15 protein-coding genes are annotated in these 15,356 nt (G+C 60.8%); 13 read left to right on the plus strand and 2 right to left on the minus strand.

Annotated features, from left to right (window positions below; all coding sequences use genetic code 11):
- Positions 1-28: 28 nt before the first annotated feature.
- The 4 genes from ACU688_RS02095 to ACU688_RS02110 all read left to right on the plus strand — a co-directional run bounded on the left by ACU688_RS02095 (position 29) and on the right by ACU688_RS02110 (position 4,496).
- Positions 29-1,009, plus strand: coding sequence for a substrate-binding domain-containing protein (locus ACU688_RS02095; protein WP_448183484.1), 981 nt, complete (start codon positions 29-31; stop codon positions 1,007-1,009).
- A complete protein-coding gene (araG, locus tag ACU688_RS02100) occupies positions 1,006-2,505 on the plus strand; it encodes an L-arabinose ABC transporter ATP-binding protein AraG (RefSeq protein WP_448183485.1) in 1,500 nt (499 codons plus the stop codon). Before ACU688_RS02095 ends, araG begins: the two co-directional genes overlap by 4 nt.
- Before the next feature lie 17 nt (positions 2,506-2,522).
- Positions 2,523-3,488, plus strand: coding sequence for an L-arabinose ABC transporter permease AraH (araH, locus tag ACU688_RS02105; RefSeq protein WP_448183486.1), 966 nt, complete (start codon positions 2,523-2,525; stop codon positions 3,486-3,488).
- A 204-nt stretch (positions 3,489-3,692) separates the two neighbouring features.
- Positions 3,693-4,496, plus strand: coding sequence for an IclR family transcriptional regulator (locus ACU688_RS02110; protein ID WP_448183487.1), 804 nt, complete (start codon positions 3,693-3,695; stop codon positions 4,494-4,496).
- Here ACU688_RS02110 and ACU688_RS02115 read toward each other — a convergent pair whose 3' ends face one another.
- On the minus strand, positions 4,497-5,549 hold the full coding sequence (locus tag ACU688_RS02115) for an NAD(P)-dependent alcohol dehydrogenase (protein ID WP_448183488.1): 1,053 nt from the start codon (positions 5,547-5,549) through the stop codon (positions 4,497-4,499). It abuts the gene before it with no gap.
- 181 nt (positions 5,550-5,730) lie between these two features.
- Between ACU688_RS02115 and ACU688_RS02120 the strand changes: the two genes are divergently transcribed.
- Positions 5,731-6,624: an AraC family transcriptional regulator gene (locus ACU688_RS02120; RefSeq protein ID WP_124526694.1), complete on the plus strand. Its 894-nt coding sequence runs from the start codon at positions 5,731-5,733 to the stop codon at positions 6,622-6,624.
- An 80-nt stretch (positions 6,625-6,704) separates the two neighbouring features.
- Here ACU688_RS02120 and ACU688_RS02125 read toward each other — a convergent pair whose 3' ends face one another.
- A complete protein-coding gene (locus ACU688_RS02125) occupies positions 6,705-8,369 on the minus strand; it encodes an electron transfer flavoprotein-ubiquinone oxidoreductase (protein ID WP_017739254.1) in 1,665 nt (554 codons plus the stop codon).
- A 506-nt stretch (positions 8,370-8,875) separates the two neighbouring features.
- On the opposite strand from ACU688_RS02125, the gene ACU688_RS02130 reads away from it, so the two are divergent.
- The 8 genes from ACU688_RS02130 to ACU688_RS02165 all read left to right on the plus strand — a co-directional run bounded on the left by ACU688_RS02130 (position 8,876) and on the right by ACU688_RS02165 (position 15,343).
- Positions 8,876-9,625 carry an electron transfer flavoprotein subunit beta/FixA family protein gene (locus ACU688_RS02130; RefSeq protein WP_017138339.1) on the plus strand — a complete coding sequence of 250 codons (750 nt, stop codon included), beginning with the start codon at positions 8,876-8,878 and terminating at the stop codon, positions 9,623-9,625.
- 2 nt (positions 9,626-9,627) lie between these two features.
- On the plus strand, positions 9,628-10,557 hold the full coding sequence (locus tag ACU688_RS02135; RefSeq protein WP_207045894.1) for an electron transfer flavoprotein subunit alpha/FixB family protein: 930 nt from the start codon (positions 9,628-9,630) through the stop codon (positions 10,555-10,557).
- A 73-nt stretch (positions 10,558-10,630) separates the two neighbouring features.
- On the plus strand, positions 10,631-11,446 hold the full coding sequence (locus ACU688_RS02140; RefSeq protein ID WP_448183489.1) for a substrate-binding periplasmic protein: 816 nt from the start codon (positions 10,631-10,633) through the stop codon (positions 11,444-11,446).
- A gap of 9 nt (positions 11,447-11,455) precedes the next feature.
- The gene (locus ACU688_RS02145) at positions 11,456-11,818 is read left to right on the plus strand and encodes a DUF4398 domain-containing protein (RefSeq protein ID WP_448183490.1); all 363 of its coding nucleotides are present in this window, start codon (positions 11,456-11,458) and stop codon (positions 11,816-11,818) included.
- Positions 11,815-12,630: an OmpA family protein gene (locus ACU688_RS02150; protein ID WP_017739250.1), complete on the plus strand. Its 816-nt coding sequence runs from the start codon at positions 11,815-11,817 to the stop codon at positions 12,628-12,630. Before ACU688_RS02145 ends, ACU688_RS02150 begins: the two co-directional genes overlap by 4 nt.
- A 287-nt stretch (positions 12,631-12,917) precedes the next feature.
- Entirely contained in the window at positions 12,918-14,357 is a 1,440-nt protein-coding gene (locus ACU688_RS02155; RefSeq protein WP_017739249.1) for an aminotransferase-like domain-containing protein, read from the plus strand.
- A 104-nt stretch (positions 14,358-14,461) separates the two neighbouring features.
- The gene (locus ACU688_RS02160) at positions 14,462-14,926 is read left to right on the plus strand and encodes a translation initiation factor 2 (protein ID WP_448183491.1); all 465 of its coding nucleotides are present in this window, start codon (positions 14,462-14,464) and stop codon (positions 14,924-14,926) included.
- A gap of 162 nt (positions 14,927-15,088) precedes the next feature.
- A complete protein-coding gene (locus ACU688_RS02165; protein WP_026137112.1) occupies positions 15,089-15,343 on the plus strand; it encodes a YkgJ family cysteine cluster protein in 255 nt (84 codons plus the stop codon).
- Positions 15,344-15,356 lie beyond the last annotated feature (13 nt).

Genomic DNA, 15,356 nt, shown 5'->3' on the forward strand with positions numbered 1-15,356 from the left:
CTTTTCCAATAACAAGAAGAGGTGGTTCATGTTGAAGAAGACACTCGGCACCCTGGCCCTTGCCGTCGCATTCAGCGGCTTCGTATCGGCCGAAGAAGTGAAGATCGGTTTCCTCGTCAAGCAGGCCGAAGAACCCTGGTTCCAGACCGAATGGGCCTTCGCCGAAAAAGCCGGCAAGGAGCACGGTTTCACGGTGATCAAGATCGCCGTGCCCGATGGCGAGAAGACCCTCTCGGCCATCGACAGCCTCGCCGCCAACGGCGCCAAGGGCTTTGTGATCTGCCCGCCGGACGTGTCCCTCGGCCCGGCCATTGTCGCCAAGGCCAAGGCCAACGGATTGAAAGTCATGGCAGTGGATGACCGCTTCGTCGATGCCAAGGGCAACTTCATGGAAGACGTGCCGTACCTCGGCATGGCGGCCTTCGAAGTCGGCCAGAAGCAGGGCGCGGCGATGGCCGCTGAAGCGAAAAAACGCGGCTGGGACTGGAAAGACACCTACGCCGTGATCAACACCTACAACGAACTCGACACCGGTAAAAAACGCACTGACGGCTCGATCAAATCCCTTGAAGAAGCCGGCATTCCCAAGGACCACATCCTCACCGCCGCGCTGAAAACCCTCGACGTCCCCGGCAGCATGGACGCCACCAACTCGGCGTTGGTCAAACTGCCCAGCGCGGCGAAAAACCTGATCATTGGCGGCATGAACGACAACACCGTGCTCGGCGGCGTGCGCGCCACCGAAAGCGCCGGGTTCAAGGCGGCCAATGTGATTGGCATCGGCATCAACGGCACCGACGCCATCGGCGAATTGAAGAAGGCCGACAGCGGTTTCTTCGGCTCGATGCTGCCGAGCCCGCACATCGAGGGCTACAACACCGCGCTGGCGATGTACGAGTGGGTCACCACCGGCAAGGAACCGGCGAAGTACACGGCCATGGACGAAGTAACCCTGATCACCCGCGCTAACTTCCAGGAAGAACTGACCAAGATCGGGCTGTGGAAATGACCGGCGCGGCCCTGCGCTTCAACGGCATCGGCAAAGAGTTTCCCGGGGTCAAGGCCCTGGCGCAGATCAGCTTTGAAGCGCGGCCGCACGAGGTGCATGCGCTGATGGGCGAGAACGGCGCGGGCAAGTCGACGCTGCTGAAGATCCTCGGCGGCGCCTACATTCCCAGCAGCGGCACGCTGCACATTGGCGAGCAGACGATGGCCTTCAAAAACGCCGCCGATAGCATCGCCAGTGGCGTGGCGGTGATTCACCAAGAGCTGCATCTGGTGCCGGAAATGACCGTGGCCGAGAACTTGTTTCTCGGGCACTTGCCGTCGCGGTTTGGCGTGGTCAATCGCCGCCAGTTGCGCGAGCAGGCGCTGGCGTGCCTCAAGGGCCTGGCGGATGAAATCGACCCGGCTGAGAAGTTGGGGCGCCTGTCCCTGGGCCAACGGCAACTGGTGGAAATCGCCAAGGCACTGTCCCGTGGCGCCCATGTGATCGCCTTTGATGAGCCCACCAGCAGCCTCTCCGCGCGGGAAATCGACCGGCTGATGGCGATCATCACGCGCCTGCGCGATGAGGGCAAAGTGGTGCTCTACGTGTCCCACCGCATGGAGGAAGTGTTCCGTATCTGCAATGCGGTGACGGTGTTCAAGGACGGCCGTTTTGTACGCACCTTCGACGACATGCGCGCGCTGAGCCATGATCAGTTGGTGACGTGCATGGTCGGCCGCGATATCCAGGACATCTACGATTACCGCTCGCGCGAACACGGCGAAGTGGCGTTGAAGGTCGATGGTTTACAAGGCCCCGGCCTGCGTGAGCCGATCAGCTTCAACGTGCGCAAAGGTGAAATTCTCGGCCTGTTCGGGTTGGTGGGGGCGGGGCGCACCGAGCTGTTCCGCGTGTTGAGCGGTTTGACCCGCAGCACCGCCGGAAGCCTGGAACTCTGTGGCAAAAAACTGCACCTGCATTCACCGCGCGATGCCATCGGCGCCGGGGTGTTGCTGTGCCCCGAGGACCGCAAAAAGGAAGGCATCATCCCGCTCTCCAGCGTTGCCGAGAACATCAATATCAGTGCCCGGGGCGCCCATTCCGCGTTCGGTTGGCTGTTGCGTGAAGGCTGGGAAAAGGGCAACGCAGAGCATCAAATCAAGGCGATGAAGGTCAAGACGCCGAATGCCGAGCAGAAAATCATGTACCTCTCGGGCGGCAACCAGCAGAAGGCCATTCTCGGCCGCTGGCTGTCGATGCCGATGAAAGTCCTGCTGCTGGATGAACCCACGCGCGGTATCGATATCGGCGCCAAGTCGGAGATTTACCAGATCATCCATAACCTCGCGGCCCAGGGCATTGCGGTGATCGTGGTGTCCAGTGACCTGATGGAAGTGATGGGCATCAGCGACCGTATCCTGGTGATGAGCGAAGGCGCCCTGACCGGCGAAGTGAGCCGCGACCAGGCGGATGAAGCGCGGCTGTTGCAACTGGCTCTCCCGCGTTCGCGGGCTTGAAGAATTCGAGGTGAATGATGTCTGAAGTTAAAACTGCAAAGGGCTTCTGGCCGGGTTTCAACCAGCGCAAGTTCCTCGATGACTGGGTGATGCTGCTCGCGGCGCTGGGCATCTTTGTGCTCAGCGCGCTGTTTATCGATAACTTCCTTTCACCGCTGAACATGCGCGGCCTGGGCCTGGCGATTTCCACCGTCGGTATTGCCGCGTGCACCATGTTGTTCTGCCTGGCGTCGGGGCATTTTGACTTGTCGGTGGGCTCGGTGATTGCTTGCGCCGGCGTGGTGGCGGGCATCGTGATTCACGATACGGACAGCGTGGTGCTCGGCGTGTCGGCGGCGTTGGCCATGGGCCTGGTGGTGGGGCTGATCAACGGCATCGTCATTGCCAAGCTGCGCATCAACGCGTTGATCGCGACGCTGGCGACCATGCAGATCGTGCGGGGCCTGGCGTACATCTTCTCCAACGGCAAAGCGGTGGGGGTGATGGATGAGCGCTTCTTTGTGTTCGGCAACGGCCAACTGCTGGGCGTGCCGGTGCCGATCATCATCACCGTGCTGTGTTTTGTGTTCTTCGGCTGGCTGCTGAACTACACCACCTACGGGCGCAACACCATGGCCATCGGTGGCAACCAGGAAGCGGCGCTGCTGGCGGGGGTGAATGTTGATCGCACCAAGATCATCATCTTTGCCGTGCACGGCTTGATCGGTGCGTTGGCGGGGGTGATCCTCGCGTCGCGCATGACCTCGGGCCAGCCGATGATTGGCCAGGGGTTCGAGCTGACGGTTATCTCGGCGTGCGTGCTGGGCGGCGTGTCGTTGAGCGGTGGTATTGGGATGATCCGGCATGTGATTGCCGGGGTGTTGATTCTGGCGATCATTGAGAATGCGATGAACCTGAAGAACATTGATACTTTTTACCAATATGTGATTCGGGGCTCGATCCTGTTGCTGGCGGTGATCATCGACCGCATGAAACAACGCTGAAAATACGCTCTCAAGAACAGTGGAGCTCAAATGTGGGAGCTGGCTTGCCTGCGATAGCATCACCTCGGTACACCTGACTCACCGAGGCGCCCGCATCGCAGGCAAGCCAGCTCCCACAAAAGCCAGCTCCCACATTGGGAACTCCACTGTATTGAGGTTCGGTATTTGCCATAATGCCCGCGCTTTCACACTTATAGGCCCGACATGCAGGAAAACGCCCCCACCCCCACCAAAGACACCGCCCCCACCGGCACCCAGACCCTGCTCCGTGGCCTGGGCGTGGTGCACGCAGTGGCGGCCGGTGCGCGGGATCTCAAAGAGATCGCCAAGCGCATCGGCACGACCCGCAGCACCACCCACCGCCTGGCCAGTTGCCTGGTGGAGGAGCGCTACCTGCGCGTGGTGCCGCAAGTCGGTTACCTGCTGGGGCCGAAGCTGATCGAGCTGGGTTTCCAGGCTCGCGAGGAACTGCCGTTGGTGACCCTGGCGGTGCCGTACCTGGACGAGTTGTCGGCGCTGACCGGCGACACCATCCACCTGGCCATTCGCGAATACGATGACGTGCTCTACCTGCACAAGAACCCCGGCCGCAATGGCCCGGAAATGCGCTCGCGGGTCGGCCATCGCATGCCGTTGGCGCGCACCGGGATCGGCAAGGCGTTGTTGTTGGATGACCCGGTGGAAGAGTGGCAGCGCCTGTACGAAGTGAGCCAGCCGGTTGCCGGCAAAAGCCTGCAGTGGCCGCAGCACCCGGAGCAATCCTGGGCGCAGTTCGAGCAGCGCATGCGCGAATACGTGGTGGGTGGTTTTGCGTTCGATCTGGAAGACAACGAACCGTCGATCCGTTGTGTCGCGGCACCGGTGCGCGATGCCAGCCGGCGAATCGTCGCCGGCATCAGCATCGCCAGTACCGTGCCCTACATGCCGCTGGAAAAAATGGCCGAGCTGATCCCTGTGATCAAACAGGTCGCAGCGCGGCTGTCAGCGGAGTTGGGCGCAAAGGCCTGATCAGACCTTCAGGGTCGCCATGTCGATGACAAAGCGGTACTTCACGTCGCCTGCGATCATGCGGCTGTAGGCTTCGTTGATGTTGCGGATATCGAGCATTTCGATGTCGCAGCTGATGCCGTGCTCGGCGCAGAAATCCAGGACTTCCTGGGTTTCGGCAATGCCACCGATCAGCGAACCGGCCAGCACTTTGCGGCCAAGGATCAGCTTGGCGGCGTTGACCGGAGGATCCACCGGCTCGATCAGGCCCACCAGAATGTGCACGCCGTCAAAGCGCAGTACGTCGAGGTAGGGGTTCAGATCGTGCTGCACCGGGATGGTGTCCAGCAGGAAGTCGAAGTGCCCGGCGGCGGCTTTCATCTGCTCAGCGTCGGTGGACACGATCACATGGTCGGCGCCTTGGCGACGGCCTTCCTCGGCCTTGCTCGCGGAGCGGGTGAACAGGGTCACCTCGGCGCCAATCGCCTTGGCCAGCTTGATGCCCATATGGCCGAGGCCGCCCATGCCCAACACGCCGACTTTGTCGCCGGCCTTGATGCCGTAGTGCTTGATCGGCGAGTACATGGTCACGCCTGCGCAGAGGATTGGCGCGGCGCTGGCCAGGTCGAGCTTGGCCGGGATCTTCACCACGAAGTGCTCGCTGACGACGATGCTGTCGGAGTAGCCGCCCATGGTGTTGCTGCCATCGACGCGGTCCGGGGTGGCGTAGGTCATGGTCGGGCCTTCGAGGCAGTATTGCTCCAGGTCCGACTTGCACGCTTCGCAGTGGCGGCACGAATCGACCATGCAGCCCACGCCGACCAGGTCGCCGACTTTATGCGCGGTGACGTTGGCGCCGACGGCGGTGACCTTGCCGACAATCTCGTGGCCCGGCATCAGCGGGTACACGGCGATGCCCCACTCGTTGCGCGCCTGGTGGATGTCGGAGTGGCACACGCCGCAGTAGAGGATTTCGATCGCCACGTCATCCACGCGCGGGCTGCGGCGCTGGAAGGACATGGGGGCGAGGGGAGTGGTGGCCGACTGGGCGGCATAACCGATGGCGGTGTACATGGGGAAACCTCGCAAAAACAATCACAGGAGAGGCGGCGCATTCTCCGCGCCGAGCCATGCAGCGGCCATGGCGATTGCTCCGAGTCTCATGCCTATTCGTCCGGGAGTGCCCCGTGTTTGGATTTATGTGTCGCCAGACCTGCGATGATGCTCTCATCCCTTTTTCGCGAAGTTTTTTGCCATGTTGTTGACCCGCCATCTCGACGCCAACGCCACGCTGGTCTCCTTGATCGAGGGGCTTACGCCCTGCGACGGTTTCTCCCCGACGAACCTGCCGGGCGTGAAGGTGTTGCGCGCCAGTTGCGATGTGGCACGCGGGCCGCAGATCTATGAGCCGAGCCTGATGTTTGTGGCCCAGGGCAGCAAACTCGCCTACTTGGGCCCGCGCACGTTGGAGTATGGCGCCGGGCATTACCTGATCCAGGCCATGCCGGTGCCGTTCGAATGCGAGACGTTTGCCATGGCGCCGGATGCGCCGTTGTACGGCGTGACGGTGGGCATCGATCGCGTTGTGTTGGGCGAGTTGGTGATGGCCATGGGCATTCAGGCCGGGCCGCCGCCAACGGCGCAGACGTTGGAGTCGATGAGCTCAGTGGTACTCGACGACGCCATGCGCGGTTGCGTCGAGCGGTTGTTGCAGTGCCTGCACGATCCGCTGGAAAGCCGGATCATGGGCCCGGCGCGAGTGCGTGAATTGTTGTTCACTGCGCTGCGCGGGCCCCAGGCGGATGTGTTGCGGGCGTTGGTGGAACAGCAAGGGCAGTTTTCGCGGATTGCCACGTCGCTGAATCACCTGCATGCGCATTTTGACGAACCGCTGAATATCGAGACGTTGGCCGGGTATGCGCACATGAGTGCGTCGACGTTTCATGAGCATTTCAAGCGCTGCACGTTGTTGTCGCCGGTGCAGTATCTGAAGCGTCTGCGGTTGTTGAAGGCGCAGCAGTTGCTGCTGGTGGAAGGCATGGGCGTGGCGCAGGCGGCGCATAGCGTGGGGTATCAGAGTACGTCGCAGTTCAGTCGGGAATATAAGCGTTACTTCGAGCGTAACCCTGGCGAAGAGCGGGCTGCCTGACTTTTAATGATTCAACACTGGTCAATGTGGGAGCTGTGTCAGCTATAAAAAAGGCCCCCATCTGGGAGCCTTAGTTGGCCTTACATATTCGGGTAAGTCGGCCCACCCGCGCCTTCCGGCGTAACCCACGTGATGTTCTGCGAAGGGTCCTTGATGTCACAGGTCTTGCAGTGCACGCAGTTCTGGGCGTTGATCTGGAAGCGCTTCTCGCCGTCTTCCTTGGTGATCACCTCATACACGCCGGCCGGGCAGTAGCGCTGCGCCGGTTCATCGTAGAGCGGCAGGTTGGTGCCGATCGGGATGCTCGGGTCTTTCAATTTCAAGTGGCACGGCTGCTCTTCTTCATGGTTGGTGCTGGAGAGGAACACCGAGCTCAGCTTGTCGAAACTCAGCTTGCCGTCGGGTTTCGGGTAGTCGATCTTCTGGCTGTCTTTCGCCAGCTTCAAGCAGGCGTAGTCCGGCTTGGTGTCGTGCAGGGTGAACGGCATCTTGCCGCCGAGGATGTTCTGGTCGAACCAGTTGAAGCCGGCACCGATGATCGGGCCGAACTTGTGCATCGCCGGGCCGAAGTTGCGGCTGGCGAACAGTTCTTCGTAGAGCCAGCTGGATTTGAAGCTGTCGACGTAAGCGGTCAGTTCGTCACCGCCTTCGGAGTCGGCGAACAGGCGGTCGGCCACGGCGTCGGCGGCGAGCATGCCGGATTTCATCGCGGTGTGGCTGCCCTTGATCTTGGCGAAGTTCAGGGTCCCGAGGTCGCAACCGATCAGCGCGCCACCGTTGAACACCATCTTCGGCAGCGAGTTCAGGCCGCCTTTACAGATGGCACGGGCGCCGTAGCTGATGCGCTTGCCACCTTCCAGGTACTGGGCCAGCACCGGGTGATGCTTGAGGCGCTGGAACTCATCGAACGGCGACAGGAAGGTGTTGCTGTAGGACAGATCGACGATCAGGCCGACCACCACCTGGTTGTTTTCCAGGTGATAGAGGAACGAGCCACCGGTGTTCTCGTTCTTCATGATGTCCAGCGGCCAGCCGGCGGTGTGGACCACCAGGCCTGGCTGATGCTTGGCTGGGTCGATTTCCCAGATTTCTTTGAGGCCGATGCCGTAGTGCTGGGCGTCGGCGTCGCTGTCCAGGTTGAAGCGCTGGATCAGTTGCTTGCCGATGTGGCCGCGGCAGCCTTCGGCGAACAGCGTGTACTTGCCACGCAGCTCCATGCCCGGGGTGTAGACGCCTTCTTTTGGATGGCCTTCGCGGTCGACGCCGAGGTCACCGGTGATGATCCCGCGCACTACGCCGTTTTCGTCGAACAGCGCTTCCTGGGCGGCGAAGCCTGGGTAGACTTCCACGCCGAGGTTCTCGGCCTGCTGGGCCAGCCAGCGGCACAGGTTGCCCAGGGAGATGATGTAGTTGCCTTCGTTGTGCATGGTCTTGGGCACAAAGAAGTCGGGAACCTTGGTGGACGCTTCGGGGCTGCGCAGTACATAGATGTCATCGCGCACCACAGGGGTGTTGAGCGGGGCGCCGAGCTCTTTCCAGTCCGGGAACAGTTCGTTCAGGGCGCGTGGTTCAAACACGGCACCGGAGAGGATGTGGGCGCCGACTTCGGAGCCTTTCTCGACCACGCAGACGCTGATTTCCTTACCGGCTTCGGCGGCCTTCTGCTTCAGTCGGCAGGCGGCAGACAGGCCCGCCGGGCCAGCGCCGACGATGACCACGTCGAATTCCATGTATTCGCGTTCCACAGGTTATCTCCTACTCAAGGCTCAACAGGCTTTTTTTCTAATGGGGTGGAGGTTTGGTGTCGTCTGGCGCGAAGGCCCGACCCACCTTTCTCTCTAGGTGGCGCATTATATATAGACCACTGCTAGCGTCCAATACAAACGTTTGTTTGAATCGGCCGCAGGCTAGGTAAATCAAAGCAACGCGGCTTATGACTGGCTATTTTGGCGTATTGACCAGAATAGGTGTTCCGGTCAATATACGGTCGGTTTTGCGCTTACCGTAGGCAGACAGCGGGTTTCAAGAGCACGTCCAAAGACAGGCTAAAGGCATGCGTGCCCAAATGATGGCGCGCAGTTTACACGCCGCGATAAAGAATGACCTCTCAGTCACCACTGACGAACGGTCATCACTTCCCGTGAGCAAGGTCACTGCCGAAGGTTTTGGAGGTGCCCTTGTGTGCCGATGAGCATCAACCGCCAGGTTCGCCTAGGCGACTTTCTTTTCACCGGAGAGTAACGAGGAATCCATGAAGGTTCTTGTAGCTGTCAAACGCGTTGTCGATTACAACGTGAAAGTTCGCGTCAAGGCGGACAATTCCGGCGTCGATCTTGCTAACGTCAAGATGTCGATGAACCCTTTCTGTGAAATCGCCGTGGAAGAAGCCGTACGCCTGAAAGAAAAAGGCGTGGCAACTGAAATCGTCGTGGTTTCCATCGGTCCTACCACTGCTCAAGAGCAGCTGCGTACCGCCCTGGCACTGGGTGCCGACCGTGCCATCCTGGTCGAGTCTGCTGAAGACCTGACCTCCCTGGCCGTGGCCAAGCTGCTCAAAGCCGTTGTCGACAAGGAACAGCCCCAGCTGGTGATCCTCGGCAAACAGGCCATCGACAGCGACAACAACCAGACTGGCCAGATGCTGGCTGCCCTGACCGGTTACGGCCAAGGCACCTTCGCCTCCAAAGTCGAAGTGAGCGGCGACAGCGTTGCTGTGACCCGTGAAATCGACGGCGGCGCCCAGACGGTTTCCCTGAAACTGCCGGCCATCGTCACCACCGACCTGCGTTTGAACGAGCCGCGCTACGCGTCCCTGCCAAACATCATGAAAGCCAAGAAGAAGCCGCTTGAGTCGGTCACTCCTGAAGCTTTGGGCGTTTCCACCGCCTCTACCAACAAGACTGTAAAAGTTGAAGCACCGGCTGCACGCAGCGCGGGCATCAAGGTCAAGTCGGTGGCTGAACTGGTCGAGAAACTGAAAAACGAAGCGAAGGTAATCTAACCATGACTATCTTGGTAATCGCAGAACACGACAACAAGGTCGTGGCCCCGGCCACCCTGAACACCGTGGCCGCTGCCGCTAAAATCGGTGGTGACATCCACGTGCTGGTTGCAGGTCAAGGCGCTGGCGCCGTGGCTGAAGCCGCCGCGAAAATCGCTGGCGTGAGCAAAGTACTGCTGGCCGACAACGCCGCGTACGCTCACCAGCTGCCGGAAAACGTTGCCCCGCTGATCGCAGAGCTTGGCGCTGGCTACAGCCATATCCTGGCTGCCGCTACCTCCAACGGCAAAAACATCCTGCCACGCGTTGCCGCGCAGCTGGACGTTGACCAGATCTCCGAGATCATCTCGGTTGAAAGCGCTGACACCTTCAAGCGCCCGATCTACGCCGGTAACGCCATTGCCACCGTGCAATCGACTGCTTCGGTCAAAGTCATCACCGTGCGTGCCACCGGTTTCGACCCGGTTGCCGCTGAAGGTGGTTCGGCTGCCGTTGAAGCCGTCGCTGCTGCCCACAACGCTGGCACCTCCAGCTTTGTCGGCGAAGAGCTGGCCAAGTCGGATCGTCCTGAGCTGACCGCTGCCAAGATCGTCGTTTCCGGCGGCCGTGGCATGCAGAACGGTGACAACTTCAAACACCTGTACGCCCTGGCCGACAAGCTGGGCGCTGCGGTCGGCGCTTCCCGCGCGGCCGTTGACGCAGGTTTCGTACCCAACGACATGCAGGTCGGCCAGACCGGCAAGATCGTCGCGCCACAGCTGTACATCGCCGTCGGTATCTCCGGCGCGATCCAGCACTTGGCCGGTATGAAAGACTCCAAAGTGATCGTTGCGATCAACAAGGACGAAGAAGCACCGATCTTCCAGGTGGCTGATTACGGCCTGGTAGCGGACTTGTTCGACGCCGTACCTGAGTTGGAGAAGCTGGTCTAATCCAGCCGCTTCACTTATAAAGAGCCCGGTCCTTGTGACCGGGTTTTTTTTTGACTGGCTGGAGAACTTCCCCATGGAATTGCGTCGCTGGACTGTACTGCTAGGCCTCACGCTGCTGCCAGGCCTGACGCTGGCCGCCGGCAAATGCGAGCGCCTGGTGATCACCGGCAGCCCGGACGCACCGCCCTTGCTCTGGCGCGACCCCCAAGACCCCACGCGCCTGATCGGTGCCACCGCCGATGTGTTGCAACAAGTGGCCAAGGACCTCGGCCTGAAGATTGACCTGCTCTACGGCGGCAAACGCTCCCTGGCCTTGGACGAAGTGCGCAGCGGGCGCATGGACATCCTCGCCGATGCGCCGCTGAACCTGGGCGAACTGGACACCCTCGACTACATCCACCCGGCCCTGGTGCAGACCGATTACCTGGTGTGGACACGCAAGGACTCGGCGCTGGCCTACACCACCGCCGCCGACCTGCACGGCCACAAGGGCGCGGTCTCGGAGCGTGCACGCTTGAGCGCCGGTTTCGAAACCTTCGCCGGCCAGCAACTCACCCTGCAACGCTTGCCCAGCTTGACGCCGGCCTTCCAGAAACTGCTGCTTGGCGAAGTGGACTACGTCCTCGCCGGACGTTACTCCGGCATGGCCATGGCCCAGACCCTGGGGATGAGCAATGACTTGATCGCGCGTGAAGTGCCGGTCGATCAGCCCGGCCTGTACCTGGCGATTTCCCACAACTCGGCCTGCAATGATCCGTGGCTGCGCGGACAGTTGGCCAAAAAGATGACAGAATTGTCGGCCTCCGGTGTGGCGCAAGCAGCGTTGCAGAGCAATCTGGAACGTTGGAAAGCGCAATTGCAGCAACCTGTCGGCACCCCAGCAAAGTAAGGATTTTCAGTGACTCTTCGACCTCTTTTCGCGGCCCTCGCCGTTGTTGCTCTGGCGGGATGTGCGAGCGATCCTGCGCCGATTGAACAAATGCGCCTCACCCAGCAAGCCCTGGAACAAGCCAGTGCCGTGGGGGCCAACGCGGATGAATCGCCTGAACTGAAACTGGCTGAAGCCAAATTCGCCCGGGCTCAGGGCAGCATGGCTGATGAGTCCTACAAAAACGCGCGGATGCGCGCCGAACAAGCTGAACTGGATGCGCGCCTGGCCGAAGCCCAAGTGCTGACCCGCAAGAGCCAGGAGCAGTTGAACGTGCTTAACACCCGCATCACGCGCCTGCGCAAACAGCTGCAGTTGGGAGAAGCCCAATGAGCCCGCTGATCCGTGGTCTGAGCTGTGCGTTGCTGGTGAGTAGCGCGGTGTTGGGCGGTTGTGCCAGCCATCCCAACAGTGAGCAGGCGTTGCAGCAGGCGGGCAGCGACTTCCAGAAGGTCAAGGAAGACGCCAACGTGCTGCGTTTTGCGCCCAAGGATGTGATCCGCGCCGGCGAATCCCTGGCCCGTGCCGACCGCCTGTCCAGCTACTGGGGCAGCGGCAACGACGTCGCGCATTACGCTTACCTGAGCCAGCGCTACAGCGCCATCGCTCGCGAACACACCGAGCAGGCGCTGAACGCCGAACGGGGCGCCAAGCTCGAATTGGAACGCCAACGCCTGCAACTGGCCCTGCGTGAAAACAAACTGACCAGCGTGCAGCAGCAGGGCAAATGGCTCGAAGAACAGATCGCCAGCCTGACCACCACCCAGACCGATCGCGGTTTGGTGATGACCCTGGGCGACGTGTTGTTTGATACCGGCGAAGCGGAGCTGAAAAACTCGGCGAACCGCACAGTGTTGAAAATCGTCCAGTTCCTGCAACTGAACCCCAAGCGTGTGGTGCGCATCGAGGGTTACACCGACAGCACCGGTGGCGAGCAGGAAAACCTCAAACTGTCCCGTGACCGCGCGCAATCGGTGGCCGATGTGCTGGTGGACCTAGGGATCGATGAAAAACGCATCCAGGTCGAAGGGTATGGCGACCAGTATCCGGTGGAGGCCAATGCGTCCGAGCGGGGCAGGGCGCAGAACCGTCGGGTAGAGATTGTGTTCTCCGATGAAAAAGGCCAGCTCGGCGCCGCTCGCTAAAAGCCAGACACCCATCCAAATGTGGACGCGAGCCTATGTGGGAGCGGGCTTGCCCGCGATTGCGGTGGGTCAGTCAAGAATTTTTCTGCTGATACACCGCTATCGCGGGCAAGCCCGCTCCCACATTTTGTTGGGTGTACACCCAAAAAACGCTTCACTACCCCTACAGTTTTTACTGTCACTCCCGCCCGCGCTCGACTATTGTGGCAACTGTCCCCGTACACTTCTAAACTGTGCCGGTATGTTTCACACAAAAATAAAATACCCGTGAAATCGAGTGCTGCGTCATGACCAATCTTTTGCTCTACCAACGTATCGCCCAGCAACTGGCTGAGGATATCCGGCGCGGTGTCTATCAACCGGGCGAGCGTGTGCCTTCGGTGCGCAAGATGAGCTCCCAGCTCAACGTCAGCCATGCCACGGTGTTGCAGGCCTACGCCAACCTGGAAGACCAGGGGCTGATCCGCGCGCGGCCGCAGTCCGGCTACTACGTGCACCAGACGCCCGCGCTCACCGCGCCGACGCCAGACATCGCCCGCGTAGAGCGCCCAGGGTTGGTCACCCGCAGCAGCATCATCCAGCAGGTATTGGTCGAGTCGCGCCGCGAAGGCGTATTCCCGTTGGGCGCCGCTGTGCCGAGTGTCGATTACCTGCCGGTGCGCGCACTGCATCAGCAGTTGGCCAAGGTCACGCGCTTCCAGAGCCCACGGGCGTTCAGCTACATGTTCAGCCCTGGTTTCGAACCGCTGCGACGCCAGGTGGCGATCCGCATGCGCGATGCGGGCGTGGTGGTGGACCCGTCCGAAGTAGTGATCACCCACGGTTGTGTGGATGCATTGCAGATGTCGCTGCGTGTGCTGACGCGCCCCGGCGACCTGATCGCCGCGGAGTCGCCGACGTACTACGGCTTGTTGCAATTGGCTGACCTGCTCGGCCTCAAGGTCATCGAGATTCCCAGCGACCCGGCGTCGGGCATGAGCCTGGAAGCCCTGCAACTGGCGGCCAACCAATGGTCGATCAAGGCCCTGGTGCTGACCACGCGCCTGAGCAATCCTCTGGGCGGCACCATGCCCGAGGAGCGGCAGAAACAGTTGCTGCGCCTGGCCTCGGATTTCGATATCCAGATCGTCGAGGATGATATCTACGGCGAGCTGATGTTCGAAGTCGGCCGCACCAAGGCCCTGAAAGCCTATGACCGCCTGGATCGGGTGATCTACTGCTCGAGCTTTTCCAAGACCTTGTCCCCGGGCGTGCGGATCGGCTGGATGATTGCCGGCAAGTACCAGCAGGAAATCCAGCGCTTGCAGATGTTCAGCACCCACTCGGCGTGCAGCGTCACGCAGATGGGCGTCGCGGCCTACCTGGAAAACGGTGGTTATGATCGCCACCTACGCTATATCCGCCAGGAATACCGTAAAAATCTCAACGCCTTCCAGCTGGCGGTGCAGCAGTACTTCCCCGAAGGCACGCAGATGACCCGCCCCAGTGGTGGTTTTATCCTGTGGGTCAGTTTGCCGGGGCGGGTCAATACCCAGGAACTGCACGTGCGCGCCCTGCAACAGGGCATCAGCATTGCGCCGGGGTTGATTTTCAGTAACACCGAGCAGTTCAACCACTGTATTCGCCTCAACTGCGGCACGCCGTGGAACCGCGAGGCAGAGCGTGCGCTGATGACCTTGGGGATGCTCGCCAGCCAGTTGTGCCAGGAAACCGCAGCGGGCTTTTGAACCCCGCAACAGGGGCATGATCGGTAGCGGGCTAATCACCACGCTTGTCATGCCGCGCACAACAAGCGAGCATATGGCCCTCTGCCGTTAATGCTGTTGGCGATATGAACTCTATTTTTCGCGCTGTGTGGGTGATTGGCCTGTTAAGCCTGTGCAACGTCGGCACCGCGCTGGCGGCGGCGCCTGTGACGGAACGCGCACCTGCCGCTGCCGAGCAAAAGACCCCGGCGAAAAAAGCCCCAGTGGCGGAAAAGAAGACCCCCGCAGTGAAAAAGCGCGCAGCGAAAGCCAGCAAGTCCGCCAGCGAAGTCGCCCAGACCAAATTGCCACCGGCACAGTTAGACCTGTCATTGCCTTCGGACATGGTCAGGCACTTGCAGCCCATTGGCACCATGCCCAAACCCAAGAGCGTGCCCTTGCTGCCGCCGATGTTCGGTGAGAAACCCACCGACAACAGCGCCTTCCAGATCAACGGTCGCCTGCTCAGCAATGAGATGAAGCTGCAACTGCGCAACGAAGAGCGCCGTGAAGTGGAAGGCGCAGCGTTGGAATTCGAGTTCAAGCAGTAAACTTTTCCCACAAACGTGACGGCGCCCTTCGACCATCTGTCGCAGACTGGTCAGTCACTTTTGTTTTCTGCGAAAAACCCCTGTTAGACCATTTTAAAACGGCTGTTTAAGGGCGTACTCTAGCCCGGCCATCCACATTGAGTCGTCGAGGACTTGCTGGTCATGAAATGCCGTGAAGGCTGTGGCGCTTGCTGCATCGCCCCCTCCATCAGTTCGCCACTCCCCGGAATGCCACAGGGCAAACCGGCGGGCGAACGCTGCCTGCACCTGTCGGTCGAACAGCTGTGCCAACTGTTCGGGCAACCGGAGCGACCGGCGGTGTGCAGTGATTTCAAGGCGGATATCGAGGTCTGCGGCACCGACCAGGCCGATGCAATCCGTTTGATCGGCTGGTGGGAGCAGATGACGGCGGCTTGATGGGCTTTACTAT

The sequence above is a fragment of the Pseudomonas acericola (SeqCode) genome, assembly GCF_053456465.1.